We start from the raw sequence: 26,193 nt of genomic DNA on the forward strand, positions 1-26,193 counted from the left end.
ATAAGGGGAAGAAGATGCGTTCAGCGCCGAACACGCTTTTTACCAATGCCCGGATTGCGGCCATGACCGGCGACGACATTGCGCCGGTTTCCGGCGTTCTGGCGATGCGCGATGGGCGGATTGCCTATGTCGGTCCGGAGCATGGGCTTCCGGCAGACTGCGCCGATTTTCCGGTCGTGGATTGCGGCGACAGGCTGATGACGCCCGCTCTGATCGATTGCCACACCCACATCGTCTATGGCGGCAGCCGCGCGAAGGAATTCGAAATGCGGCTTGAGGGCGTGCCGTATGAGGAGATCGCCCGCGCCGGCGGTGGTATTGTTTCCACCGTTAAGGCGACCAACGCGCTTTCTGAAGACGAACTGGTTGAAGTCGCATTGCCGCGCCTCGACACGCTGATTGGCGAGGGCGTTGCGACCATCGAGATCAAGTCCGGCTATGGCCTCAATATCGAGGCCGAGCTGAAAATGCTGCGCGCCGCGAAACGCTTGGCGGAACTGCGCCCGGTGCGCATCAAGACGACTTACCTTGCCGCCCACGCCACGCCGCCGGCCTACAAGGGCCGCAATGCCGATTATATCGCCGATATCGTTCTGCCCGGCCTCGAAGCGGCGCACAGGGACGGTCTCGTGGATGCGGTCGATGCGTTTTGCGAGGGCATTGCCTTTTCGCCCGAGGAACTCAAGCCCCTGTTTGAAAAGGCGCGGGCGCTGGGCCTGCCGGTGAAACTGCATGCCGAGCAGCTTTCCAATCTTCACGGCGCGGAAATGGCGGCATCCTTCGGCGCGCTGTCATCGGATCACCTCGAATATCTCGATGAGGCCGGGGCACGGGCCATGGCTGCCGCCGGGTCCGTCGCGGTTCTCCTGCCGGGCGCATTCTACACGCTGAAGGAAACGCGGCATCCGCCGGTCGCAGCTCTCAGGCAAGCGGGCGCAAAAATCGCGCTGGCGACGGACTGCAATCCCGGCACCTCGCCGTTGACCTCGCTGTTGTTGACCATGAATATGGGCGCGACGCTGTTCGGCCTCACGGTCTCGGAATGCCTCATTGGCGTCACCCGCAATGCCGCGCAGGCGCTCGGGCTTTCCGGTGAAACGGGAACGCTCGAAGCGGGCAAAGCCGCCGATATCGCCATCTGGGATGTGGCAGCACCGGCAGAACTTGCCTACCGCATCGGTTTCAATCCGCTTCATTCGTTTTACGCCGAAGGCCGGGAGGTTCAGCCATGACCGTCACGCTCGAACCAGGTTCGGTCACGCTTTCCACGCTCGAAACGATCTATCGCGGCGCGATGCCGGTGAAACTTGCGCCCGCCTGCGATGCCGCGATTGAAAAGGCGGCCGCCCGCATTGCCGGGATCGCCGCCGGGAATGCGCCGGTCTATGGCATCAATACCGGTTTCGGTAAACTTGCCTCGATAAAGATCGATGCCGCCGATACCGCGACCCTGCAGCGCAACCTGATCCTGTCGCATTGCTGCGGCGTCGGCCAGCCGCTTGCCGCCGAGATCGTCCGCCTGATCATGGTGCTGAAGCTGATTTCGCTCGGGCGCGGAGCTTCGGGCGTGCGGCTGGAACTCGTCCGGCTGATCGAGGGCATGATCGAAAACGGCGTCACCCCGGTGATCCCGGAAAAGGGGTCCGTCGGCGCTTCCGGCGACCTCGCGCCACTCGCCCATATGGCGGCGGTGATGATGGGCGAGGGCGAGGCGTTCTTTGCGGGCGAGCGGCTTTCCGGCGCTGAAGCATTGCAAAAGGCGGGGCTTGCGCCGGTTCAGCTTGCCGCCAAGGAAGGTCTTGCGCTGATCAACGGCACGCAGGTGTCGACCGCGTTGGCGCTTGCCGGCCTGTTTCGCGCCTTCCGCTGCGCCAGAACCGCACTTGTCACCGGCGCGCTTTCCACCGATGCGGCGATGGGCTCGCCCGCGCCCTTCCATCCCGATATCCACACGCTGCGTGGCCACAAGGGCCAGATCGATGCGGCCGCCAGCCTCCGCCACCTGCTGGAAGGCTCGGAAATCCGCGTCTCTCACATCGAGGGTGACGAGCGCGTGCAGGACCCCTATTGCATCCGCTGCCAGCCGCAGGTGGATGGCGCCTGCCTCGATCTTCTCAGGCAGGCGGGCCGCACGCTGGAAATCGAAGCCAATGCGGCGACCGACAATCCGCTGGTGCTTTCCGATGACAGCGTGGTTTCCGGCGGCAATTTCCACGCCGAGCCGGTGGCCTTTGCCGCTGATCAGATTGCCATTGCCGTTTGCGAAATCGGCGCGATTGCCCAGCGCCGTATCGCGCTGCTGGTGGACCCGGCGCTGTCCTTCGGCCTGCCCGCGTTTCTTTCGAAAAAGCCGGGGCTCAATTCCGGGCTGATGATCGCCGAAGTCACATCCGCCGCGCTGATGAGCGAAAACAAGCAGATGTCGCATCCCGCCTCGGTCGATTCCACCCCGACCTCGGCCAATCAGGAAGACCATGTGTCGATGGCCTGCCATGGCGCCCGGCGGCTGCTGCAGATGACCGACAACCTCGCCGCCATCATCGGCATCGAGGCGCTGTGCAGCGTGCAGGGCGTGGAACTGCGCGCGCCGCTGGAAACCAGTCCGGTGTTGAATACGGTGATTGCTGCTTTCCGCGCCATCGTGCCGGGGCTCGAAAACGATCGTTATATGGCGGGCGATCTGGAAAAGGCCGCACTTGCCGTTCAGGATGGCACCTTGATCGGCGCAGTCAATGCAGGGCTGCTGCCGGAGATTTCGACATGATGGTGTCTGTGGACATGGGCGGTGTATTCTCGCCAGCGCTGCGGGTTCCACCCCTCACCCGGCGCATGCGCGCCACCCTCTCCCCTGAGGGGCGAGGGGGAGTAAGCCGTCAGCACCGGAGAATGCAGAAAGGCAGAGCGTCGCCGGCGTACCCTTCTCCCCTTGGGGAGAAGGTGGCCAAAGGCCGGATGAGGGCAAGCTGCATTGGCCATAACCCCAGACAAAGGATTATTTTCCCATGACAGATCCGGTCATCGTCAAGCACGGTTCGTCCCCCGTCGTTCTGGGCTTTCCCCATACCGGCACCTATGTGCCGCCCGAGATCGAAAAACACCTGAACGACAACGGCCGTCTTCTCGCCGATACCGACTGGCATGTCGACAGGCTCTATGACGGGCTGCTGGCAGACGCGACGATGGTGAAAGCGAATTTCCACCGCTATGTCATCGACGCCAATCGCGATCCGGCGGGTGGTAGCCTTTATCCGGGGCAAAACACGACCGGCCTGGTGCCGGAAACCGATTTTGACGGTGTGGCGATCTGGAAGGACGGCGAGGGGCCGGGCGAGGCCGATATCGCCGCGCGTATCGAGGGCTTTCATCGGCCCTATCACGCGGCCCTTGCCGCCGAGCTGGAACGGGTGCGCAAGGAACATGGCATTGCCATTCTCTATGACTGCCATTCCATCCGCTCGCATATCCCCTTCCTGTTCGAGGGCAAGCTGCCGGATTTCAACATCGGCACCAATCTCGGCGTCACCTGCGCGCCGGAGTTCGAGGCCGCAGTGGAAGGCGTTGTGTCGCTGGCCGATGGCTATACCCATGTCGTCAACGGTCGCTTCAAGGGCGGCTGGACCACGCGCCACTACGGCAAGCCGGAAACCGGCGTGCATGCCATCCAGATGGAACTGGCGCAGTCGACGCATCTGACAACGGAAGCGCCGCCCTTTGCCTATGATGAGGAGAAGGCCGCAAAGCTGCGCCGCCATCTTCAGGATGTTCTCGAGCGGATCGAACGCCTGTCGTTTTCCGCACGGATGTAGAGATTGAAGAGCCGCAAGCCTGTTGGGCAGCGCAACCCTCACAGGCGTCATCCTCGGGCTTGACCCGAGGATCCATGGCGAAAGCCGTATGGATGCCCGGATCAAGTCCGGGGATGACGCAGAAGAGGGGGCGGGGGCCGCAAAGGCGCCACAAGGACAAAAAGTGAGGGACAAGCCATGACCGATAATCCGCGACTGAATTCCCGCGAGATCCACGCACCCACCGGCACGGAGCTGAACGCCAAGAGCTGGCTCACCGAGGCGCCGCTCAGAATGCTGATGAACAATCTCGATCCCGATGTCGCGGAAAAGCCGCATGAGCTGGTGGTCTATGGCGGCATTGGCCGGGCGGCGCGCACCTGGGGCGATTTCGACCGGATCGTCGAGACACTGAAAACGCTGGAAGACGACGAAACCCTGCTGGTGCAGTCCGGCAAGCCGGTCGGCGTGTTCCGCACCCATGCGGATGCGCCGCGCGTGCTGATTGCCAATTCCAACCTCGTGCCGCACTGGGCAAACTGGGACCATTTCCACGAACTCGATAAGAAAGGTCTGATGATGTACGGCCAGATGACGGCCGGGTCGTGGATCTATATCGGCGCGCAGGGCATCGTGCAGGGCACCTATGAGACCTTCGTGGAAGCGGGTCGCCAGCATTATGACGGCGATCTTTCGGGCAAATGGATCCTCACCGGCGGTCTTGGCGGCATGGGTGGCGCACAGCCGCTCGCCGCCGTCATGGCCGGCGCCTGCTGCCTTGCGGTCGAATGCGACCCGACCCGCATCGATTTTCGCCTGCGCACCGGCTATGTCGATGAAAAGGCCGAGACGCTGGACGAGGCGCTGGCCATGATCGACGCCTGGACCAAAGCGGGCGAGGCGAAATCCGTCGGCCTTCTCGGCAATACCTCCGAAATCCTGCCGGAACTCGTGAAACGCGGCGTGCGTCCCGATATCGTCACTGACCAGACCTCCGCCCATGATCCGGTCAACGGTTATCTGCCCGCAGGCTGGAGCCTCGGCGAGTGGCGGGAAAAGGCCGAACGCGATCCCAAATCGGTCGAAAAGGCGGCGCGGGCTTCGATGCGCACCCATGTCGAGGCCATGCTGGCCTTCTGGGATATGGGCATTCCGACCGTCGATTACGGCAACAATATCCGCCAGATGGCCAAGGAAGAAGGCTGCGAGCGCGCCTTCGACTTCCCCGGTTTCGTCCCGGCCTATATCCGCCCGCTGTTTTGCAAGGGCATCGGTCCGTTCCGCTGGGCTGCCCTTTCCGGCGATCCGGAAGACATCTACAAGACCGACGCCAAGGTCAAGGAACTGCTGCCGGACAACACCCACCTGCATAACTGGCTCGACATGGCGAAGGAGCGCATCCATTTTCAGGGCCTGCCTGCGCGCATCTGCTGGGTTGGCCTCGGCGATCGCCACCGCCTTGGCCTCGCCTTCAACGAAATGGTGAAGAATGGCGAGCTGAAAGCCCCTATCGTCATCGGTCGCGACCATCTCGATTCAGGCTCCGTCGCCTCGCCAAACCGCGAAACCGAGGCCATGCAGGACGGCTCCGATGCCGTGTCCGACTGGCCGCTGCTGAACGCGCTGCTCAACACCGCCTCGGGCGCCACATGGGTATCGCTGCATCACGGCGGCGGCGTCGGCATGGGCTTTTCCCAGCACGCGGGCATGGTGATCTGCTGCGACGGCTCGGATGATGCCGCGCGGCGCATCGGCCGGGTGCTGTGGAACGACCCGGCCACCGGCGTCATGCGCCACGCCGATGCGGGCTACGACATCGCCATTGAATGCGCAAAGGAAAACGGCTTACGGCTGCCCGGTATTCTCGGCAATTGAAGGATGAAGGCGACCGGCGTTTCGGAAATCTTTACCCGAATCGCACATCAGGGCGGGACGCTGTGTGTGTTGCGCGGCCCGTTCGTTGACAACCCTCTCTTCCTCCTCTGCGTCATCCTCCGGCTTGACCGGAGGATCCAGAGCCATACGACGTGCGCCGGCGGAAGAGCCTTTACGTTCAACCCATCGGGAGGCTCGTCTCAAATGCGCGCCGGAAGGAATGTCATGCGCTGGTTTATCGCCGCCCTCGTTTCGTTCGTCATCGCAATACCGGCACGGGCCGCCCTTGCCGAAACGCTCTGCACACTCGTCGCCGATGCAGCAACGGGCGCGGTGCTGCTGGAAGAGGGCGATTGTCAGGCCCGGGTCACGCCGGCGTCCACCTTCAAACTGCCGCTGGCGGTCATGGGTTTTGATGCCGGATTTCTGAGAGATGCCGGACATCCCGTTCTGGCCTATCACGTCGGGGATCCCGACTGGGGCGGGGTGAACTGGCGGCGCGATACCAATCCTGCGGATTGGCTGCACTATTCCGTCGTCTGGTACTCGCAGCGGATCACCCATGCGCTGGGGGCGGAAACGCTGACGGCCTATGCGCAATCCTTCGGCTACGGCAATGCTGATTTTTCCGGCGATGCGGGTTTTGACAACGGGCTTGATCGGGCATGGATCGCATCCTCGCTTCAGGTTTCGCCCGTAGAGCAGGTGCGTTTCCTGCGCGCCCTTGTTCTTGGCACGTTGCCGGTGCGCGCGGATGCCATGGCCCGGACGCGGGCCATCGTTGAAACCCGGCAGGCCGGCGGCTGGCGGGTGCATGGAAAAACGGGCGCTGCCTTTCCCCGCAGGGCAGATCGCAGCTTCGATTATGCGCGCGGCTGGGGCTGGTATGTGGGCTGGGCGGAAAAGGACGGGCAGACCCGTATCTTCGCCCGGCTGACACAGGCGCACGAAAGAATGAAGGGGTCTCCCGGTATTCGCACCCGCGATGCCTTTCTGTCCGAATGGCCTGCGCTTTCAGGGCGGATCGAGTGACGGCGGCCGGTCGCGGAACCCGGATATTTTGTCTAGACAAAATATCCGGGAGCTGGCTACTATGCCCGCCGGAATAGCAATCAGAAAAACTGCCTAAAATCGTGCAAAGAGGGGTTCCAACATGAATTTCAAATGGTTTGCAGCAACTGCAATCGCCGTGACGGCTGTCGCCGCCGGTGCTCAGGCTCAGGAAACCAAGGTCGCCGTCGGCCTTTCCGGCTGGACCGGCTTCGCGCCGCTGACGCTGGCCAAGGACGCCGGCATTTTCGAGAAAAACGACCTCGATGTCGATCTCGTCAAGATCCCGCAGGCAAGCCGTCATCTGGCGCTGGCTTCCGGCGATATCCAGTGCGCGGCGACCACGGTGGAAACATGGATCGTCTGGGCCGCCGCCGGCGTGCCGACCACGCAGATCTTCCAGCTCGACAAGTCCCATGGCGCTGACGGCATGGTGGTGCGTTCCGATATCGAGTCGATAGCCGATCTTGAGGGCAAGACGATTGCGGCCTCCGCACCCGGCACGTCGCCTTATTTCTATCTCGCCTGGATCCTCAAGGAAAACGGCATGACCATGGACGACGTCAAGGTCGTCAATCTGGAGCCGGGCCCGGCCGCGCAGGCCTTCATCGCCGGCCAGAACGACGCCGCGATGACCTATGAGCCTTATCTCTCCTCCGTCCGTGAAGCACCGGACGCCGGCAAGATCATCGCCACCACGCTCGACTATCCGGCTGTGATGGACACCTTCGGCTGTACACCGGCCTTTCTGGAGGAAAACCCGGATGCGGCCAAGGCGCTTGCGACCTCCTATTACGAGGCGCTGGACATGATCGCGGCCGAGCCCGAAAAATCCTATGAGATCATGGGCGCCGATGTGAACCAGTCGGCCGAACAGTTTGCCGGGTCCGCGCAATATCTCGAATGGCAGGATCGCGACGCGGCGATTGCCTTCTTCGGCGGCGAGTTCAACGACTTTTCCGCCGATGCGGCGCAGCTTCTGCTGGATGCCGGGGTTATCCGCGAAATCCCGGACCTTTCGACGCTGGCTGACCCGTCCTTCATTCAGGAGTAGTCTGCGCTCTCCGGGAGGCATGTCTTTTTGGGGCACTACCTCCTTAATTCCGTCATCCTCGGGCTTGTCCCGAGGATCTAACCACATTGCCGCCGGGGGGGCGGCGCTGGTTTGTTAAGATCGGGAACCCCATGAGCAGACGGCCACTTCGCTCGCAGGGAAACGGGATTGGATCCTCGGGTCAAGCCCGAGGATGACGCAGAACTGGGGGAGGGCTTGCTAAATTTGCATGCCTTGCTCCTTCCAAAGCTGGAAGACCACCAGACAGCAAAGAAAAGTACCTCACATGCCCGCCACCCAAACACGGAGACCCAATGAAACCGCTTGAGCCTATCAGTCCGAAGCTCAGATTGTCGCTTGGCATCCTGTTCTTCGTGATCTTCTTTGCCGGCTGGTCGTTCGCGACCTTTGGCGGGTTCGTGTCGAAGACCTTCCTCGCCGACCCGATCACCATGCTGCAGGATGGCTGGTGGTTGCTGTCGAAACGCGGTTTTCTCGGCGATATCGGCATCACCGTCTGGCGCGTTGTCGGCGGCTTCGTGCTGGCCTCGGTCATCGCCGTGCCGCTCGGCATCATCATGGGGGCATACAAGCCCATTGAGGCGCTGCTGGAGCCGTTCGTGTCCTTCGCGCGCTATCTGCCTGCCTCCGCCTTCGTGCCGCTTCTCATCCTTTGGGCGGGGATCGGCGAGATGCAGAAGTTGCTCGTCATCTTCATCGGCGCGGTGTTCCAGATTATCCTGATGGTCGCCGTCTATGTCGCCAATACGCGCCGCGATCTTGTCGAAGCCGCCTATACGCTTGGCGCATCCGATACCGGCATTGTCCGCCGCGTTCTGCTGCCGGCCAGCGCGCCGGATATTGCCGAGACGCTGCGCCTCGTGCTCGGCTGGGCGTGGACCTATGTCATCGTCGCCGAGCTGATCGGCGCATCGTCCGGCATCGGCTACATGATCATCAATTCGCAGGCACTGATGGCCACCGGCCAGATCATTTTCGGCATTATTGTCATCGGCGTGATCGGCCTGATTTCGGACTTTGCCTTCAAGATGGCGAACCGCCGCCTGTTTGCATGGAGGTTCGCATGAGCTTCGCCGAGCTTGAAATCAACGGCGTTTCCCGCGTGTTTCCGGGGCGGCGTGGAGCGGAGCCTGTGCAGGCGCTGTCGCCGACCGATCTGACACTGGAAAAGAACGATTTCGTCACCATTCTCGGGCCGTCGGGTTGCGGCAAGTCGACGCTTCTGCGCATCGTTGCCGGCCTCGACAGGCCGACGACGGGTGCTGTCTATCTGGAAGGCAAGGAAATTCGCGGGCCGGGCGCCGACCGTGGCATGGTGTTTCAGTCCTACACGCTGTTTCCCTGGCTGACGATCCGCGAAAATGTCGGCTTCGGCCTGCGTGAAAAGGGCATGAAAACGGCCGAAATCCGCGAGGTCGTCGATCTCTATCTCGACCGCGTCGGCCTTTCGGCCTTTGCCGATCACTGGCCCAAACAGCTTTCCGGCGGCATGCAGCAAAGGACGGCGATTGCGCGCGCGCTTGCCAACGACCCGAAAATCCTGCTGCTCGACGAACCCTTCGGCGCGCTCGACAACCAGACCCGCGGATTGATGCAGGAACTGCTGCTCGGCATCTGGGAGCGTGACAAGAAGACCGTCATCTTCGTCACCCACGATATCGAGGAGGCCGTGTTCATGGCCTCGCGCGTGGTCACCATGTCGGCGCGGCCCGGCCGGATTTCGTCGGTCACACCGGTGGATTTCCCCCATCCGCGCGACTACCGCCTGAAAGCCGATCCCGAATTCGCCAAGCTTCGCATGAAGCTGACGGAGGAAATCCGGGCTGAAGTGATTGCGGCGGCAAGCAGGGGGTAAGGCAATTGGCGCGTGCAGCAGATGGCCGGGACAACACAGGGCAGGCACGCCGTCCAACCGCCCTTCATGCCCGCATTCAGCAGGATGTGGAGAGCCGGATCGTTTCCGGTGAATGGCCGCCGGGCACGCGCATTCCCTTCGAACACGAGCTGACGGCCGAATATGGCTGTTCGCGCATGACGGTCAACAAGGCGCTTTCCGAACTGGTCCGCAAGGGGCTGATCGAACGACGGCGCAAATCGGGATCATATGTGCGCCAGCCGGAAGTGCTGTCGGCGGTTCTGGAGATTCACCAGCTTGAGCGCGAGGTGCGCGCGCTCGGGCTCGATTACGATTTCAGGCTGATCGAGCGCGTCGAGCGGATTGCAGACGATCAGGATTGCCGGCGTCTTGTTCTGGAGCAACCGGGAAGTATTCTGGGTCTGAAGGGGCTTCATGTCGCCGGGCAGCGGCCTTTCTGCCTCGAGGATCGGCTGATCAGTCTTGCGGAGGTGCCGCTGGCGCAGGATGCCGACTTTTCCCGCAATCCGCCCGGTTCCTGGCTTCTCGAGCAGGTGCCATGGAGCGCTGCCGAACATCGCATCAATGCCAGAGGCGCCGACGCTCATGCCGCACGGGCGCTCGATCTGGCAGAAGGCACGCCCTGCCTTGTCATTGCCCGGCGTACCTGGAATGCGAACGGCTCGATCACCCAGGTCAATCTCACCTATCCCGGCGACATGCACACGCTGGTCGCCCAGTTCGGCCCGTCCCTGCGGACGGCATAGCCGGTTTTTACGATTATCCGCTGTTTCAGCACTTTTTTGTAAAAAGCAAAAGGCCGGGCGAACCCGGCCTCACTTTGTGGACAAACCCGAAGACGTGCGGGTTGTTGCCTCCGTCATCTGTCCCCACAGGTGTCATGCTCGGACGTGATCCGAGCATCCATTCCGCTCAACCCTTTGATAAGAAAGGGTTTCAAGCAAGCATACATCGTGTAGCCCTGGATCCTCGGGTCAAGCCCGAGGATGACCCGGAATGAGGGGACCGGAAGTGAGAGGCAGCTTTGTCAATAACCTGAGGCCGGGCGAACCCGGCCTTTCCCAATCGCAAACCTGTGTGGAAGCGATGCCCTTAGTGGGCATCTTCCATTTCCGGTTCCTTGTCTTCTTGTTCTGCATTGGCCTTTGCGGCCTGCAGTTCCTGCACGGCCTTGGCCGGATCGGCAGGGAAGGCGTCATCGGTGATATTGCCCTCGAGAAGATCGATGGCGTATTTCAGCTGGACATCGTCTTCGGTCTCGCGCGGCACATAGGCCACAGAACCGGAGCCTTCATCGGTTTCCTCGTCGCCCTGGATATGGCCGCGCAGCGCGCTTTCGCCTTCCGGACGGATCACGCCTTCAAGGTCTTCCGGCAGCACCTGTTCAACGGTGATGTCGGGGCTGATGCCCGTGCCCTGAATGGAGGTGCCGGACGGCGTGTAGTAAAGCGCCGTCGTCAGCCGCAACGAACCCTCGACGCCGAGCGGCACGATGGTCTGGACCGAGCCCTTGCCGAAGGTGCGGGTGCCGACCAGCGTCGCCCGCTTGAGGTCCTGCAACGCGCCGGCGACGATTTCAGAGGCCGAAGCGGAACCGCCATTGACGAGCACGATCAGCGGCTTGCCGTTGGTCAGGTCGCCGGGGCCTGCATCGAAACGGCGGGTTTCGCTGGCATTGCGGCCGCGGGTAGAAACCACCTCGCCTTCATCGAGGAAGGTGTCGGCGACGGCAACTGCCTGATTGAGGAAGCCGCCGGGATTGAGGCGCAGGTCGAGGATATAGCCCTTCAGCTGATCGTCAGGCACTTCGGCCCTGATTTCCTCGATGGCCTCGTTCAGGCTCTCGTCCAGCTTTTCGTTCATGAAGGTCGAAAGCCGGATATAGCCGACATTGTCGTTTTCAACCCGCCATTTGACCGACTGTACCGGAATGACGCCGCGCACGATGGTCATTTCGATCGGCTTGGTCACGCCCTCGCGGATGATGGTGACGTCGATCGGTTCGCCGACCTCGCCGCGCATCCGGTCAACGGCGTCATTAAGCGACATGCCGCGCACGCTTTCGCCGTCGATCTCGACAATGCTGTCACCGGCCAGAACGCCGGCATTGGCAGCAGGCGTGTCGTCGATCGGGGCAACGACCTTGACGACCTCGTCTTCCATCGTCACTTCGATGCCGAGACCGCCGAACTCGCCCTTCGACTGGTCGCGCATTTCCTCGGATTCTTCCGCGGTCATGTAGCTTGAGTGCGGATCGAGCCCGCTCAGCATGCCGTTGATCGCATCCTGGATCATCTTCTCTTCGTCCGGCGGCGAGACATACTGGCTGCGCACGCGCTCGAACACATCGCCGAACAGCGACATCTCGCGATAGGTGGAATCGTCGCTTGCCGCGCGCGCTGGTATATCGGCCGAGACCAGAATCCCGGTTGTCGCCGCGCCAATAACGACGCCCGCCACAAGAAGCGTTGCCCTACGAACCATTACGTGCCTTTCCATCTTTTTCATCCGCCCACCAGGCCTGAGAATCAACCGGTTTGCCATTTTGCCGAAACTCAATGTAGAGAGTCGGCCTGTCTGTTTCCAGAGCCAGTGTCGCCGCGCTTGCAATGCGTCTGGCGCCCATCTGTGCCAGGGGCTCGCCCGAGAACACGAAATCGCCCTGATGTACTTTCAGACCCTCCATGCCGGTCATCACGATGTGATACCCGTCGCCGACATTGAGGATGATCATCTCTCCGTAACTTCTGAAGCGCCCCGCGTAAACCACCGTTCCGTCCGAAGGGGCCGTCACCAGAGCGCCCGGCCGTGCCGCAATCGTGATGCCGGTTGCCTGATGGCCCGTCCCGTCGGGATCGCCGAAGCGGCGGAGAATATCGCCTGCCACCGGCAGAACCAGACGGTTCTTCAGATCAGAAAACGGGTATGCGGGCGCAATGCGGTTTTTATCGGGCGTGGTGGAAAGCGCACGCTCACGCGCTTCGCGGCGCTGCGCCTCGCTCATCTGCCGGCGGCGTTCTTCTTCCTGCCGGGCCAGAAGGGCGGCGTTGCGCGCCGATGTGATTTCCGTTTCCAGCGTGGCGATCAGCCCGTTGAGGTCGGTGGCGCGCGCAGCCAGGGCTTCTGCCTGGCGCTGCTCTTCGGCAAGGGCGGCGGTGCTTTTTGCGCTGGCCTTCTCGTTTTCAGCGACCAGCATATCCATGCGGCTGGTTTCCTCGGCGAGGCTGTCGAGATCTGCGGCCAGTTCATCGCGCGTGGCTTCACGTTCCTGTTTGACGGCCTGCAGCGAACGCAGATCGCCGAGCACGCTGTCCATCCGCTCGCGCATTTCCGGCACCACACCGTCAAGCAGGATGGCGCTTCTGACGGAATCAAGCGCATCGCCGGGGGCAACCAGCAGCGCCGGCGGCGGATCGCGGCCCATGCGCTGCAGCGCCGCCAGCACATCGGCCAGCACATCACGCTCCCTGTTCAGCGCGGCTTTCAACTGGTCTTCCTTTTCCGAAAGTTCCGCAATCCGGGTTTCGCTTGCGCCGATCTGCTCTTCCAGCGCGCGCCTGCGCTCGGCAGAATCCACCAATGCCTGTTTCAGACTGGCCGTGTCGCCGGCCAGTTTGTCGATCTCGGCCTCAAGCGCGGTAATCTTTTCCTGAGACAGGGTGATCGAACTGCGGATCGTGTCGAGCTTCACCTGTGTCTCGCTGCGCTCGGCGGAAAGCTTTTCCACCATTTCCCGGGAATCGGTCTGCGGCTCGTCATTGTCCTGCGCAAGCCCCGGCACGGGCGCAAGCAGGAGCAAGACCGCCAGCAGCGCAAGGCTGCCTGCGGCCGCAATTCGCACGGTATTGGCCCTTGCAAAGCCCATCTAGCCTGTCTTCCCGTTGCAGCGCAGACGATATAGAACGCCGACAGGTTAACGAAACCCGAACATCTTTATAAGACACAAAGATTTGATGGTACTATACCCGGTGATAGGGGTGGCCGGCCATCAGTGTCACGGCACGGTAGAGCTGTTCGGCAAGCAGAATGCGCACGATCTGGTGCGGCCATGTCATGGCGCCGAAATTGATGGTCAGATCGGCACGTTCGACAAGGGCCGGATCGAGCCCGTCAGCGCCGCCGATGGCAAAGATCATCGCGCGCTTGCCCTGGTCGCGGAAGGTCGCGATCTTTTCGGAAAAGCCCGGACTGTCGAAGGATTTTCCGTTTTCATCGAGAAGCACCAACACGGTCTCTGGCGAAAGCGTCGCCTCCAGCGCCTGTGCCTCCTCGCGTTTACGGGTGGCGGCATTGCCGGCGCGGCTTTCGTTGACCTCGGTGACGCGGGTAAAGTCGATGCCCTGTGCCTTGCCGGTTTTTTTCAGCCGGTCCAGATAGCGCGCCACAAGCTCTTTTTCCGGACCGGATTTCAGCCGTCCGACCGCAAAAATTCCGATCTGCATTTTTTATCCTTCAACCGGGATGTAGCGCTGCAATAGTCCCAAGCAGGTGCACCGTGCGCAAACAGCCGGAACCGGCGCACACAAGACATTGTCGCAGTGCCCGGCAGGCCCCGCCCGGATCCTGAAAACACGTCTCTTCCGGGGCTTTTCCAGGCCGCAACAACCGGGCCCATGCGCGCAGGCAGGGCAAGACGGCATTCACCGACGCTTCGGGACAACCGCTAGTGCAGCCGTCCCTCGTTCATTTCAGGCGCGGACCACATCTTCTCGATATTGTAGAATTCGCGGACTTCCGGCCTAAACACATGGACGATCACGTCACCGGTATCGATCAGCACCCAGTCGCCGGCCTCCTGGCCTTCGATCCTGGGCGTGCCGATGCCCGATTGCTTGATGTCCTTGACCAGATGGTCGCAGATGGCCACGACATGACGGTTCGAGCGCCCGGACACAACCACCATGTGGTCGCCGAGTGCCGATTTGCCCTTGATGTCGATGGTCACGATATCTTCAGCCTTCGAATCCTCGAGGCTGGTGAGGACGGTGGACAAAGCCTGATCTGCGGCATGGGCGCCGCTTTTCCTGCTCTTCGGCGCAGTGTCATCTGCTGCGCCCTTGGCGTGCAATGTTGTCAGGGGTCTTCCTTTCTTCATGGACCGGAACAAGCACGGGTGCGACTCGTGATCCCACGAGTCCCCTTTAAGGTGATGCGAAAACGCCTTCTATGCAAGGTCTGTCACAAAAATTGAGCCGCCTTGGGCTGCGGCCGGGCATATTGCGCGGGGCCGGCGCCGGGATGCTGTGCTGTCAGAGGTCATTTCGGTTTCGGGGTGGATATGGCGAAAGTCGCGCGTCGGAATGCCCCTCAGATCAGCCCGAATGGCCGTTTCCGCGCCGCAGCGCGGTGGAACTGACATGGGAGCGCGGGCCGTGGATGAAGGTCCAGGCCGGTGGTTTCATGCGCGCCAGCGCGCGCGCATTCTTCTCGGCGACACGGGCCTTGTCGAGTGCGCGCGCGGCCTTGGACGACAGAAAGGTGAGTGTGGAGCCGGGCCGGTCGATCACCGCCAGCGGCACGGTGCGGGCAATGCTGCGCCATTCCTGCCACCGGTGGAAATCGCCGAGATTGTCTGCGCCCATGATCCAGACGAAATTGACGCCGGTGTTGCGGCGGACGATGTGGCGGATGGTGCGGGCGGTATAGGCGGTGCCGAGCTTTTTTTCCAGCGCGCTGACGTGAATGCGCGGATCATGCGCAAACGCTTCGCTGAGCGCCAGCCGCTCATGTAGCGGCGCAAGGCCATTGCCGCTTTTCAGCGGATTTCCGGGTGTCACAAGCCACCAGAGTTGATCGAGGCCGAGGCGCTGAATGGCAAGGCTTGCCACCAGAAAATGCCCCTCATGCGGCGGATTGAATGACCCGCCGAACAGGCCGACCGTCATCCCCGGCTCGCAATAGGGCATAACAAGATAACGCCGATCGATGGTCCCCTCGGTCAAGCTGTCAGGTCCGTGTCTGTCCGGTGCCGCGCACGAGATATTTGAACGAGGTCAGCTGTTCGACGCCGACCGGTCCGCGCGCATGCATCTTGCCGGTGGCAATGCCGATTTCCGCGCCCATGCCGAACTCGCCGCCATCTGCAAATTGCGTCGAGGCATTGTGCAGAAGAATGGCGGAATCGATCTCGTTGAAGAAACGGGCAACCACCTCATGGTCCTCGGCAATCACGGCTTCGGTGTGATGCGAGGAATATTTTCCTATGTGTTCGATCGCGCCCGAGATCCCGTCGACCAGCTTCACCGAAATGATCGCGTCGAGATACTCCGTGGTCCAGTCGGTATCATCGGCCTCGTCGCGGCCCCGCGCATAAGCGATCATGTCGTGATCGACCCGCACGAGGCAGCCCTTGTCTTCCAGCGCTTCAATCAGCGGGGTCGCGAATTTTTCGGCCGCCGCCCGGTCGATCAGCAGCGTCTCGGCCGCTCCGCAAATGCCGGTGCGGCGCATCTTGGCGTTGACGACGATAGCGCGCGCCATGTCGAGATCGGCGGATTTGTCGACATAGATGTGGCACAGGCCTTCCAGATGGGCAAACACCGGCACGCGCGCTTCCGACTGCACGCGCGCGACCAGGCTTTTGCCGCCGCGCGGCACGATCACGTCGATATTGCCGGAAAGACCGGCAAGCATTTCGCCAACGGCAGCGCGATCCGTGGTCGGCACGATCTGGATGGCGTCTTCCGGCAGGCCGGCTTCGGTAAGGCCCGCCTTGAGCGCGGTATGGATGGCGCGCGCCGAGCGGGCGGAATCCGAGCCGCCGCGCAGGATCACCGCATTGCCGGCCTTCAGGCACAGCGCGCCGGCATCCGCCGTGACATTCGGGCGGCTTTCGTAAATCACGCCGATGACCCCGAGCGGCGTGCGCACGCGCGAGATCGTCAGCCCGTTCGGCCGGTCCCATTCGGCTATCGTGTCGCCGATCGGATCATCCAGGGCGGCGATGGCGCGAATGCCCTCGGCGATTGCCGCGATGCCGGCCGCGTCCAGTTCCAGCCGGTTGATGAAGGCGCCGGAGATGCCGTTTTCGCGGGCAGCGGCGACGTCCTTCCGGTTTGCGGCCAGAATGTCATCGCTGTTGGCCTCGATGGCATCGGCCATGGCATGAAGCGCCTGGTTCTTGACCGCGGTCGGAGCAATGGCGAGCGCATGGGCAGCTGCGCGCGCGCGTTTTCCGATCTCGCGCATCACGGCGGTTACATCGTCGTTTTGAACCTGATCAAGCATGGGTCGAACCCTCGTTCTGTCTCTTCTTGCCCGTGGCGGTCATCACCAGATCGTCGCGGTGTACCATCGCTGCGCGCGCCGGATAACCCAGTATCGCCTCGATGCTGCTGGTTTTCTGCCCGGCGATCATCCGCGCCTCGTCGCTGTCATAGCCCGACAGGCCGCGGGCGATCTCGCCGCCGCGGGCATTGACGATCGCCACAGTGTCGCCGCGTGCAAAATGCCCGTCAACCGCGCTCACGCCCGCCGGCAAAAGACTGTTGCCGTGCTTGAGCGCCGCGACCGCGCCGTCGTCGATGTAAATGGTGCCGGCCGGCAGCAATTGTCCGGCAATCCAGACCTTGCGGGCGTTGACCGGCATATGCGAGGCGTGAAACATCGAATGGCGTGCACCGCCCTCGACCGCCTTCAGCGGATGGTCGATCGTGCCGGACGCGATGATCATCGCACAGCCGGCAGCCGTCGCGATCTTGCCCGCCTCGATCTTGGTGTGCATGCCGCCGCGTGACAGTTCGGAGGCCGCACCGCCCGCCATGGCCTCGATTTCAGGTGTGATCATTTCGATCTCGGCCAGAAAACGGGCATCCGGATCCAGATGCGGCGGCGCGGTGTAGAGCCCGTCGATATCGGACAGCAGCACCAGAAGATCGGCGCCGATCATGGTGGCGACGCGGGCGGCCAGCCGGTCATTGTCGCCGTAGCGGATTTCCGAGGTGGCAATCGTGTCGTTTTCGTTGACGATCGGGATGGCGCCGGCCTTCAGCAGCTGAAGGATGGTGGCACGGGCATTCAGATAATGCCGCCGTTCCTCGGTGTTCTGCAGGGTCAGCAGCACCTGTCCGGCGAGAATATCATGATGTCTGAGGCTTTCCGTCCAGGCGCCCGCCAGGCCGATCTGGCCAACGGCGGCGGCGGCCTGGGCCTCTTCCAGTTTCAGCGTGCCGGAATGGCTGTGGAGCACGGTGCGCCCAAGCGCGACAGCGCCGGAGGAGACGACCAGCACCTCGACGCCTGCGGCCTTCAGCGCCGCGATGTCGTCTGCAAGCCGGTTGAGCCAGTCATGTTTCAGCCCGCTTGTGCGATCGACCAGCAGCGCCGAACCGATCTTGATCACGATCCGCCGGTAATGCGTCAGTGAACGGTGCATGCCGTTCATCGTCAGGGCTCCCACTTGTCGTGACGGCCCTTGTCCGCCCCGCGTTCGGGCGCGGCGATACCCAGGCGCACCTCTTCGGCGCGAATGGTCTCTGCAAGGGCTGCAAGCACGTCCGTCATGCCCTTCTGGGCCACAGCCGAAATGGCAAAGACCGGTCCGCCGCTTGCCGCTTCCAGCGCTTTCTTCTTTTCCGCAAGCGTTTCGTCATCGAGAATGTCGATCTGCGAAAGCGCCACGATTTCGTGCTTGTCGGCCAGCTCATGGCCATAGGCCTGAAGCTCGTGGCGCACGGTGCGGTAGACGGCGGCCACGTCTTCTTCCATGGATGATACCAGATGCAGCAGCACGCGGGTGCGCTCCACATGGCCGAGGAACCGGTCGCCGATCCCCACGCCCTCATGGGCGCCTTCGATCAGGCCGGGAATATCGGCGAGGACGAATTCGCGGCCATGGATGCTGGCAACGCCGAGATTGGGATGCAGCGTGGTGAACGGATAATTGGCAATCTTCGGCCGCGCCCGGGTGACGGTCGCCAGAAATGTCGATTTCCCGGCATTCGGCAGGCCGACAAGACCGGCATCGGCAATCAGCTTCAGCTTCAGCCAGATCGTCTTTTCTTCGCCCTCGAGCCCGGGATTGGCCCAGCGCGGCGCCTGGTTGGTCGATGTCTTGAAATGGGCGTTGCCGAAACCGCCATTGCCGCCGGCGGCCAGCCGGTAGCGTTCGCCGACCGCGGTGAGGTCGCAGATCAGCGTCTCGCGATCTTCCTCGAAGATCTGCGTGCCGACCGGCACTTTCAGGGTCACGCCCTTGCCATTGGCGCCGGTGCGGTTGCGGCCCATGCCGTGGCCACCGGTCGCGCCCTTGAAATGCTGCTGGTAGCGGAAGTCGATCAGCGTGTTCAGCCCTTCGACGGCTTCCACCCAGACATCGCCGCCGCGTCCGCCGTCGCCGCCATCCGGGCCGCCGAACTCGATATATTTCTCGTGGTGAAACGAGACAGACCCGGCTCCGCCATCGCCGGAACGGATATAGACTTTTGCCTCATCGAGAAATTTCATGGTTCGTCGCTTGTGCCTTGGAGTGTGAAGGGTAAAACCGACCGCATCGTTATCGTCCGTCGGCGGCAAGGTCAAAGATTATCGTGAAAATCGCAAGCTACAACATCCAGTTCGGTATCGGAACCGACGGCAGATATGACCTGAACCGCATTGCCGCAAGCCTGGAAGGGGCCGACATCATTGCTCTTCAGGAGGTCACGCGCGGTTTTCCGGGCAATGACGGGCGAGATATGGTCGCAGAGATCGAGGCGCTGTTTCCCGGCCATTTCGCAGCCTTCGGCGCCGGCGCGGACATGCACCTTGATTTTTCCCGCACAAATGGCCGCATCGTTGAACGGCGTCTGCAGTTCGGCAACATGCTGCTGTCACGCTATCCGCTGCTGTCGCTCAGGCATCTGCTGTTGCCGCGCAGCCGTACCCTTGATCGCCTGAACTATCAGCGTTCGGCGCTGGAAGGCGTGGTCGAGACGCCGGCCGGGGCCTTGCGGGTCTATTCCACCCATCTTGACCATATGAGCGTGGACGAACGGCTCGCCCAGATCGGCTTCCTGCGCAAACGGCTTTCCGGTTTTGCGATGGAGGGTAGTGCCATGACCGGCGGCGCGGAATACGGACTTGCCGATCCGCCGATGGCCGAGGACTTCATCCTGCTCGGCGATTTCAACATGGAACCGGAAAGCGAGGATTATCTGGCAATGGCCGGCCGCCGCGAACTCGACGGAGCGCGCAACCTGCGTGCGGGGCAGCCCGTCGATGTCTTCGACCGGCTTGGCGCACGCGCCGGCAATGCGATCACGTGGACACATCCGAGTTTTCAGAACGGCGAAGGCAAATGGGTCGACTATGTCTTTGTCAGCCCCGGCCTTGCGCCGCGCATGCGCGGTGCCCGGGTGGACCGGGACGCCTGCGGGTCCGATCATTTTCCGCTGTGGGTGACGCTTGCCTGAAGCCGGCGTCCGAGTGGCATCTTATCCAATTTGGTAACCAACGCGGCCTTGACCTTTTCCGCTTGCCTGCTTACCCAACCGCCAGCAGGTGACAACTGGAGCGAACCCCATGAATGTCCTTCTGATCGGTTCGGGCGGGCGCGAGCATGCGCTGGCCTGGAAGCTTTCGCAATCCCCGCGTCTGACGACACTTTACGCGGCCCCCGGCAATCCCGGCATGGCCGACCATGCCACATGCGTTGCGCTCGATGTGGCCGACCACGCCGCTATCGTCGCCTTCTGTGGCGAGAAGGATATCGCGCTCGTTGTCGTCGGCCCGGAAGCGCCGCTGGTCGACGGGCTTGTCGATTCGCTGACGGCTGCCGGCATCAGGGCTTTCGGCCCGACCAAGGCAGCAGCCCAGCTTGAAGGCTCGAAGGGCTTCACCAAGGACCTCTGCGCCCGCTACGATATCCCGACCGGGGCCTATCGTCGCTTCGACAATGCCGAGGACGCAAAGGCCTATGTCGGCGAAATCGGTGCGCCGATCGTCATCAAGGCCGACGGGCTTGCCGCCGGCAAGGGCGTGACCGTCGCCCGCACCAATGACGAGGCGCTGGCCGCCATCGACGACTGCTTTTCCGGCACGTTCGGTGCTGCGGGCGCGGAAGTGGTGGTCGAGGAATTTCTGGTGGGCGAGGAAGCAAGCTTCTTCTGCCTTTCGGACGGCAAGAACGCGCTGCCGCTGGCCACCGCGCAGGACCACAAGGCGGTCGGCGACGGCGATACCGGGCCGAATACCGGCGGCATGGGCGCCTATTCCCCGGCCCCGGTGATGGATGCTGCGATGATCGCCCGCACCATGGCGGAAATCATCGAGCCGACCATTCGCGGCATGGCCGAAATGGGCCATCCGTTCCAGGGCGTGCTTTATGCCGGGCTGATGATTACCGAAAAGGGGCCCGAACTCATCGAATACAATGCCCGCTTCGGCGACCCGGAATGCCAGGTTCTGATGATGCGGCTGCAAAGCGACCTGCTCGATATTCTGGACGCCTGCGCCGGCGGCACGCTGGACAAGGCCTCTGCCGAATGGAGCGATCAGACCGCGCTCACCGTGGTCATGGCGACCAAAGGCTATCCGGGTTCCTACAAGAAAGGCAGCGAAATCAAATCCCTGCCGCAGGATACGGAATCAGCCCGCACCTTCCATGCCGGCACGGCGGTGCGCGACAACAAGCTGGTGGCCAATGGCGGCCGTGTGCTCAATATCACCGCGCTTGGCCACAATGTCACCGAAGCCCAGACCCATGCCTATGAGCTGATCGAGGATATCAACTGGCCCGAAGGCTTCTGCCGCCGCGATATCGGCTGGCGGGCAGTCGCGCGGGAAGAGGCGAAGGACTGAGGTCGCCTCAGACTGCTGACAAAGGTTGCTTCCCCCACATTCGTCATGCTCGGGCTTGTCCCGAGCATCTAAACACGCATCAATGCGACAAGCGTGTCGAATGAAAATCTGTTTAAATACAATATACTACGAAACGCCAACGCCGCTCGTGCGGAACGGTGGTTAGATCCTCGGGACAAGCCCGAGGATGACGCCTCTTAAACGGAGAGGTTTGTCAGCAGTCTGAACGCTGAAGCAGGCCCACTTTCTTCTTCTTGACTTGGCTCGGTTTGCGGGGCTATCTGCGCCCGGCTGCTGACGCCTGCCGCCCGCGCGCTGAACATGCGATGGTGAAGTCAGACATGGTCTTCGTTGGTTGTTTTCCCAAAACGGCACTCGAAGCTTCAAGGTAATGCGGGCGCCTTTCCTGCGGCGCGTTATTGCGTTTTTCGGGTGTCCATGAAGGACAACACCATGGATGACACGTCTTCTTCCCGCGCCAATCCCTATCTTGCCGGGGCGCTCGGCCCGCTTTTCTTCAAGACGGCGGCACCCATCATTCTGCTGATGCTGGTCAGCGGGCTTTATACGGTGGTCGATGCCATTTTTCTCGGGGTCTATGTCGGCGCGAAGGCGCTGGCCGCCGTCACGCTCGTTTTTCCGCTGTTCATGGCGATCAACGCGCTTTCCACGCTGGTTTCCTCCGGCATGGCCTCCATTCTGGCGCGCCGGTTGGGGGCGGGCGATCACGATGGGGCGCAATCGGCCGTGCAGTCTGCGACGTTGCTGGCGCTTGTCACGGCCGTTACGCTGATGGTGCTCTACCTTGCCGGGGGCCATGCGCTGGTCGGCTGGCTTTCGGGCGGTGACAGCGGGCTTGCCGGAATGGCAGATATCTATATTGCGCTGATGGTCTTCGGCTCGCCGCTGCAGTTTTTCATCGGCGTTCAGGGCGATACGCTGAGATCCGAGGGCAAGCCCGGCCTGATGGCGCTGATCGGGGTCTTCGTCACGCTCGCCAATATCGGCTTCAACTATGTTTTCATCGCCATGATGGGGCTTGGTGTTGCCGGTTCGGCCATCGGCACGCTTGCCGCGCAGGCCATTGCGCTTGTCTTCGTCGTTGCTCTCCGGCTCTCCGGCCGTACCCCGATTGCGCTCTGGCGCAAAACCGGTCTTGCGGCGACCGAGGCCTGGGGGCGGATACTGGCGCTCGGTCTGCCCTCGTCGCTGGCGCTTGTCGGCGTCAGCCTGTCGGCGGGCTCCTATATCGTCGGTATTCAGCTGTGGAGCGGCGACAATGCGGATGTGACGATTGCCGCATACGGCATCGCCTCGCGCCTTCTGACCTTTGCCTTCCTGCCGCTGATGGGGCTGAATTTCGCCTGCCAGTCGATTGTCGGCAATAATTTCGGGGCGCGGGCATTTGAGCGTTCCGACCGCACGCTGGTCATCGGTGTTTGCGCCGGGCTTTGCTACGGGCTTCTGGTGGAAACGGTGTTTCAACTGGCGCCGGCAGCGCTGGGTGCGCTTTTCGTGTCCGATCCCGCGGTCATCGCCGGCGCAGCCCATATCGTCCGCTTCATCAGCGCCGCCTATATTCTGGTCGGTCCGCTGATGGTGCTGTCGGGTTATTTTCAGGCGATCGGACAGGCGGCGAATGCGGCGGTGATCAGCCTTGGCCGCACCTATTTCTTCACCATTCCGCTGATCTTCATCCTGCCGTTTGCTTTTGGTGAAACCGGCTTGTGGATGGCGTCACCGGCAAGCGATGTCGCCATGCTGTGTGTTGCCGGTATCGTGATGTTCGTCAACGCGCGCAGGACCTTCGCCCGGCGCGGCCTGTTTTATGCACCGCAACCGGATTGATTCCGGTTTGATGGCATTTGCCGCAGCCGGGGCGCTCAGCCCCGGCTTTTCAGCACCTTGTCCGGGTTCATGATCCCGGCCGGGTCGAAGGCGTGCTTGATGCGTTGCATCAGGTCGATTTCGATCGGTTCGCGGATCTCGGCCAGTTCGTCGCGCTTCAGCCGGCCGATGCCGTGTTCGGCGGAGATCGAACCGCCATGCGACAGCACGATGGCGTGGACCAGTTTGTTGACTTCGCCCCAGCGCCCCATGAATTCCGCCTTGTCGGCGCCTTCGGGCTGGGAGATGTTGTAATGGATATTGCCGTCGCCGAGATGGCCGAAGGCGCAGATGCGCGCGCCGGGAACGGCGTTCACGACCGCTGCATCCGCCTCATGCAGAAAGGCGGGAATGGCCGAAACCGGCACGGAAACGTCATGCTTGATGGAGCCGCCTTCCGGCTTCTGCGCTTCCGACATGGTGTTGCGCATGTGCCATAATTCATCGATCTCGCCTTGCGACTTGGCGATCACCGCATCTTCCACCAGCCCCGCCTCGAAGGCTTCTTCCAGAAGGGTTTCCAGCATCTGGTCGGCGGATTGCTGGCTGTCGGAGGTCGAAACGTCGATCAGCGTGTACCACGGGTATTTTGTCGCCAGCGGGTCGCGCGCGCCTTCGGTATGTTTGACGGTGAAATCGAAGACCATGCGGGCCATGAATTCGAAACCGGTCAGCGCCGAGGCGCAGCGGTTGGAGGCGAGGTTGAACAGGTCGAGCGCCTTTTCCGGCGTCTCCACCGCGGCAAAGGCGACCTGATGGCCGCGCGGTTTGGGAAAAAGCTTCAGCACGGCGCCGGTAATGATGCCGAGCGTGCCTTCCGCGCCGATGAACAGGTCACGCAGATCGTAGCCGGTATTGTCCTTCTTCAGGCTTCTGAGCCCGTTCCAGATTTCACCCGTCGGCAGCACCACTTCCAGCCCGAGGCAGAGCGCGCGCATATTGCCATAGGCCAGCACCGCCGTGCCGCCGGCATTGGTGGACAAATTGCCGCCGATGCGGGCGGAACCCTCCGAACCCAGCGAAAGCGGAAACAGCCGGTCAACCTCGTCGGCTGCTTTCTGGACATCGGCAAGGATCGCGCCGCCATCTGCGATGAGGTAACCGCCGGCGGCATTGATGGAGCGTATCCTGTCCATGCGCTCCAGCGACAGCACGATGTCGGTGCCGTCCTCGCGCGGCACATGACCACCGACATGGCCGGTGCGCCCGCCGGCGGGCACCACCGGCGTTTTCGTTTCGCTCGCCAGTTTCAGGATTGCCGAGACGTCTTCCGTGGAACCGGGTTTGAGCACCAGCACGGTCCGGCCCCGGTAAAGGCCGCGGTTTTCAGTGAGGTAAGGCTCGATATCGGCGGCTTCGGTCAGGGCGTGGGCCGGGCCGACAATCTGGGAAAACCGGGCGATAAGTTCGGGGGCGGGCGTGGTCATGCGGTCAGTCTTCCTTCCGGGGCGCGGCAGCGCGCGAAAGCCTGTCGTTGATGGCCTCGCCGATACCGTCTTTGGGAACCGGCGCAAAGGCGATGACGCGTGCGCCGCTGGCATCTGCCAGTTTCATCGTGTCGTAAAGCCGGCTTGCCGCTTCCGCAAGGTCGGACGTTTCGCTCAGCTGGAAGGTGGCGCACGCGGCGGATGCGTTTTCGATTGTCTGCGGGCCGAACAGCACCAGCGCCTCACCGTCTTCCACCCGTGTCGCGTCGAGCCGCACGGTGGCCGTCGGGGCGTAATGCGAGACCATCATGCCGGGCGCGACAATGGCTGTCTTGCGGGCAGGGCGCAGGACGGGATGGCCCGTCAGCCTCTCGACCTCTGCCGCCGCGATGCCGCCCGGCCTGAGAAGGGTTATGGCATCGTCCTCGACCTTCAATATGGTCGATTCCACACCGACTTCGGCCGGGCCTGCATCGAGGATGAGCTGCAGCCTGTCGCCAAGATCGGCTTCGACGTGGGCGGCGGTGGTCGGGCTGATCCTGCCGGATGTATTGGCGCTGGGGGCGGCAAGCGGGCGACCGGTCCTGGCAATCAGCTTGCCGGCAAAGCCTTTCGGCACACGCACGCCGACCGTCGGCAGGTCTGCCGTTGCCGCCGGCGCAATGCCTGCGTTCTCTTTCAGCGGCAACACCAGCGTCATCGGGCCGGGCCAGTATGCCTCGGCGAGACGGCGGGCGAGCGGTGAAAACACGGCATAATCTTCCGCCATCGCAAGATCCGACATGTGGCAGATCAGCGGATTGAAAGCCGGACGCCCCTTGGCGGCATAGATTTTCGCAATCGCGTCCGGATTGGTGGCATCGGCGGCAAGCCCGTAGACCGTCTCCGTCGGCATGGCCACGAGTTCGCCTTGGTTCAGAAGTCTGCGGCCTTCTGCCAGCGCAATGTCTTCCTCCCGGGCGATATCGATAATCCGCGCCATGACAAACCTGTTCTTCGTTGAGCGTTTCCCGTTTAGAACAAAGGCACGACACAACAAAGGATTTTCTCATGGCAATCAGACGGATCAGTTCGGGCGGGATTTATGAACAGAAAATCGGCTATTGCCGTGCGGTGGTGGCCGGCGGCTTTGTTCATGTCGCCGGCACGACGGCACAGGGCGGAGATATTCCCGAAGATGTCGCCGGCCAGTGCCGCTCCGCACTGGAAGCCATCGGCAAGGCGCTGACCGAAGCTGGCACCGGTTTCGCCAATGTCGTCCGGGTCACCTATTATCTGCCGGATGCCGCCGATTTTCCCGCCTGCTGGCCGGTTCTTGCCGAAACCTTCGGCGATAATCCGCCGGCGGCGACAATGATCGAATGCGGCCTGATCGATCCGAAATACAAAATTGAAATCGAGGTGACGGCGCTCGCCGCCGAAGGGTGAGCGCCGCCGCCG

General features: G+C 62.3%; 23 protein-coding genes. 13 read left to right on the forward strand and 10 right to left on the reverse strand.

What is annotated here, in order from left to right; genetic code table 11:
* Positions 1-14: 14 nt before the first annotated feature.
* From hutI to hutC, 9 genes are all read left to right on the forward strand, one after another.
* Complete coding sequence (hutI, locus tag ACHZCU_RS10990) at positions 15-1,232, forward strand: imidazolonepropionase (RefSeq protein WP_319518807.1); 1,218 nt, start codon at positions 15-17, stop codon at positions 1,230-1,232.
* On the forward strand, positions 1,229-2,764 hold the full coding sequence (gene hutH / locus ACHZCU_RS10995; RefSeq protein WP_319518808.1) for a histidine ammonia-lyase: 1,536 nt from the start codon (positions 1,229-1,231) through the stop codon (positions 2,762-2,764). Before hutI ends, hutH begins: the two co-directional genes overlap by 4 nt.
* A 238-nt stretch (positions 2,765-3,002) precedes the next feature.
* The gene (gene hutG / locus ACHZCU_RS11000) at positions 3,003-3,806 is read left to right on the forward strand and encodes an N-formylglutamate deformylase (protein ID WP_319518809.1); all 804 of its coding nucleotides are present in this window, start codon (positions 3,003-3,005) and stop codon (positions 3,804-3,806) included.
* A 177-nt stretch (positions 3,807-3,983) separates the two neighbouring features.
* On the forward strand, positions 3,984-5,660 hold the full coding sequence (gene hutU / locus ACHZCU_RS11005; RefSeq protein WP_319518810.1) for a urocanate hydratase: 1,677 nt from the start codon (positions 3,984-3,986) through the stop codon (positions 5,658-5,660).
* A gap of 225 nt (positions 5,661-5,885) precedes the next feature.
* Positions 5,886-6,692, forward strand: a complete 807-nt coding sequence (blaOXA, locus tag ACHZCU_RS11010; RefSeq protein WP_319518811.1) for a class D beta-lactamase — start codon at positions 5,886-5,888, stop codon at positions 6,690-6,692.
* Between the two features lie 121 nt (positions 6,693-6,813).
* Complete coding sequence (locus ACHZCU_RS11015) at positions 6,814-7,764, forward strand: ABC transporter substrate-binding protein (protein WP_319518812.1); 951 nt, start codon at positions 6,814-6,816, stop codon at positions 7,762-7,764.
* Positions 7,765-8,078: 314 nt separating this feature from the next.
* Positions 8,079-8,852, forward strand: coding sequence for an ABC transporter permease (locus tag ACHZCU_RS11020; protein WP_106309881.1), 774 nt, complete (start codon positions 8,079-8,081; stop codon positions 8,850-8,852).
* Positions 8,849-9,640: an ABC transporter ATP-binding protein gene (locus tag ACHZCU_RS11025; protein ID WP_319518813.1), complete on the forward strand. Its 792-nt coding sequence runs from the start codon at positions 8,849-8,851 to the stop codon at positions 9,638-9,640. The genes ACHZCU_RS11020 and ACHZCU_RS11025 overlap by 4 nt, the downstream gene beginning before the upstream one ends.
* A gap of 5 nt (positions 9,641-9,645) precedes the next feature.
* Positions 9,646-10,407 carry a histidine utilization repressor gene (gene hutC / locus ACHZCU_RS11030; RefSeq protein ID WP_319518814.1) on the forward strand — a complete coding sequence of 254 codons (762 nt, stop codon included), beginning with the start codon at positions 9,646-9,648 and terminating at the stop codon, positions 10,405-10,407.
* A gap of 346 nt (positions 10,408-10,753) precedes the next feature.
* On the opposite strand, the gene ACHZCU_RS11035 is transcribed toward hutC, so the two are convergent.
* The 8 genes from ACHZCU_RS11035 to obgE all read right to left on the reverse strand — a co-directional run bounded on the left by ACHZCU_RS11035 (position 10,754) and on the right by obgE (position 19,105).
* Positions 10,754-12,145, reverse strand: coding sequence for a S41 family peptidase (locus tag ACHZCU_RS11035; protein ID WP_319518815.1), 1,392 nt, complete (start codon positions 12,143-12,145; stop codon positions 10,754-10,756).
* Positions 12,135-13,526: a murein hydrolase activator EnvC gene (locus ACHZCU_RS11040; RefSeq protein ID WP_319518816.1), complete on the reverse strand. Its 1,392-nt coding sequence runs from the start codon at positions 13,524-13,526 to the stop codon at positions 12,135-12,137. The genes ACHZCU_RS11035 and ACHZCU_RS11040 overlap by 11 nt, the downstream gene beginning before the upstream one ends.
* A gap of 94 nt (positions 13,527-13,620) precedes the next feature.
* Positions 13,621-14,103, reverse strand: a complete 483-nt coding sequence (gene rlmH, locus ACHZCU_RS11045; protein ID WP_319518817.1) for a 23S rRNA (pseudouridine(1915)-N(3))-methyltransferase RlmH — start codon at positions 14,101-14,103, stop codon at positions 13,621-13,623.
* 221 nt (positions 14,104-14,324) lie between these two features.
* A complete protein-coding gene (rsfS, locus tag ACHZCU_RS11050; RefSeq protein ID WP_319518818.1) occupies positions 14,325-14,756 on the reverse strand; it encodes a ribosome silencing factor in 432 nt (143 codons plus the stop codon).
* Between the two features lie 217 nt (positions 14,757-14,973).
* Complete coding sequence (locus ACHZCU_RS11055; protein ID WP_319519783.1) at positions 14,974-15,567, reverse strand: nicotinate-nucleotide adenylyltransferase; 594 nt, start codon at positions 15,565-15,567, stop codon at positions 14,974-14,976.
* Between the two features lie 40 nt (positions 15,568-15,607).
* Positions 15,608-16,888 carry a glutamate-5-semialdehyde dehydrogenase gene (locus ACHZCU_RS11060; protein WP_319518819.1) on the reverse strand — a complete coding sequence of 427 codons (1,281 nt, stop codon included), beginning with the start codon at positions 16,886-16,888 and terminating at the stop codon, positions 15,608-15,610.
* Complete coding sequence (gene proB / locus ACHZCU_RS11065; protein WP_319518820.1) at positions 16,881-18,044, reverse strand: glutamate 5-kinase; 1,164 nt, start codon at positions 18,042-18,044, stop codon at positions 16,881-16,883. Before proB ends, ACHZCU_RS11060 begins: the two co-directional genes overlap by 8 nt.
* Positions 18,045-18,046: 2 nt before the next feature.
* Positions 18,047-19,105 (reverse strand): GTPase ObgE, encoded by a 1,059-nt coding sequence (gene obgE, locus ACHZCU_RS11070; RefSeq protein ID WP_319518821.1) that lies wholly within the window; start codon positions 19,103-19,105, stop codon positions 18,047-18,049.
* 83 nt (positions 19,106-19,188) lie between these two features.
* On the opposite strand from obgE, the gene ACHZCU_RS11075 reads away from it, so the two are divergent.
* The 3 genes from ACHZCU_RS11075 (at position 19,189) to ACHZCU_RS11085 (ending at position 23,287) form a co-directional block, all read left to right on the forward strand.
* Complete coding sequence (locus ACHZCU_RS11075; RefSeq protein WP_319518822.1) at positions 19,189-20,052, forward strand: endonuclease/exonuclease/phosphatase family protein; 864 nt, start codon at positions 19,189-19,191, stop codon at positions 20,050-20,052.
* Between the two features lie 109 nt (positions 20,053-20,161).
* Positions 20,162-21,439, forward strand: coding sequence for a phosphoribosylamine--glycine ligase (purD, locus tag ACHZCU_RS11080; RefSeq protein WP_319518823.1), 1,278 nt, complete (start codon positions 20,162-20,164; stop codon positions 21,437-21,439).
* A gap of 453 nt (positions 21,440-21,892) precedes the next feature.
* On the forward strand, positions 21,893-23,287 hold the full coding sequence (locus ACHZCU_RS11085; protein ID WP_319518824.1) for an MATE family efflux transporter: 1,395 nt from the start codon (positions 21,893-21,895) through the stop codon (positions 23,285-23,287).
* Positions 23,288-23,322: 35 nt separating this feature from the next.
* On the opposite strand, the gene ACHZCU_RS11090 is transcribed toward ACHZCU_RS11085, so the two are convergent.
* Both ACHZCU_RS11090 and ACHZCU_RS11095 read right to left on the reverse strand, forming a co-directional pair.
* Positions 23,323-24,753 carry an FAD-binding oxidoreductase gene (locus tag ACHZCU_RS11090; RefSeq protein WP_319518825.1) on the reverse strand — a complete coding sequence of 477 codons (1,431 nt, stop codon included), beginning with the start codon at positions 24,751-24,753 and terminating at the stop codon, positions 23,323-23,325.
* Positions 24,754-24,757: 4 nt separating this feature from the next.
* Complete coding sequence (locus ACHZCU_RS11095) at positions 24,758-25,735, reverse strand: L-threonylcarbamoyladenylate synthase (RefSeq protein WP_319518826.1); 978 nt, start codon at positions 25,733-25,735, stop codon at positions 24,758-24,760.
* A gap of 68 nt (positions 25,736-25,803) precedes the next feature.
* On the opposite strand from ACHZCU_RS11095, the gene ACHZCU_RS11100 reads away from it, so the two are divergent.
* Positions 25,804-26,181 (forward strand): RidA family protein, encoded by a 378-nt coding sequence (locus tag ACHZCU_RS11100; protein WP_319518827.1) that lies wholly within the window; start codon positions 25,804-25,806, stop codon positions 26,179-26,181.
* Positions 26,182-26,193: the final 12 nt, after the last annotated feature.

This window comes from uncultured Martelella sp. (assembly GCF_963677965.2).
GTDB lineage: Bacteria > Pseudomonadota > Alphaproteobacteria > Rhizobiales > Rhizobiaceae > Martelella > Martelella mangrovi.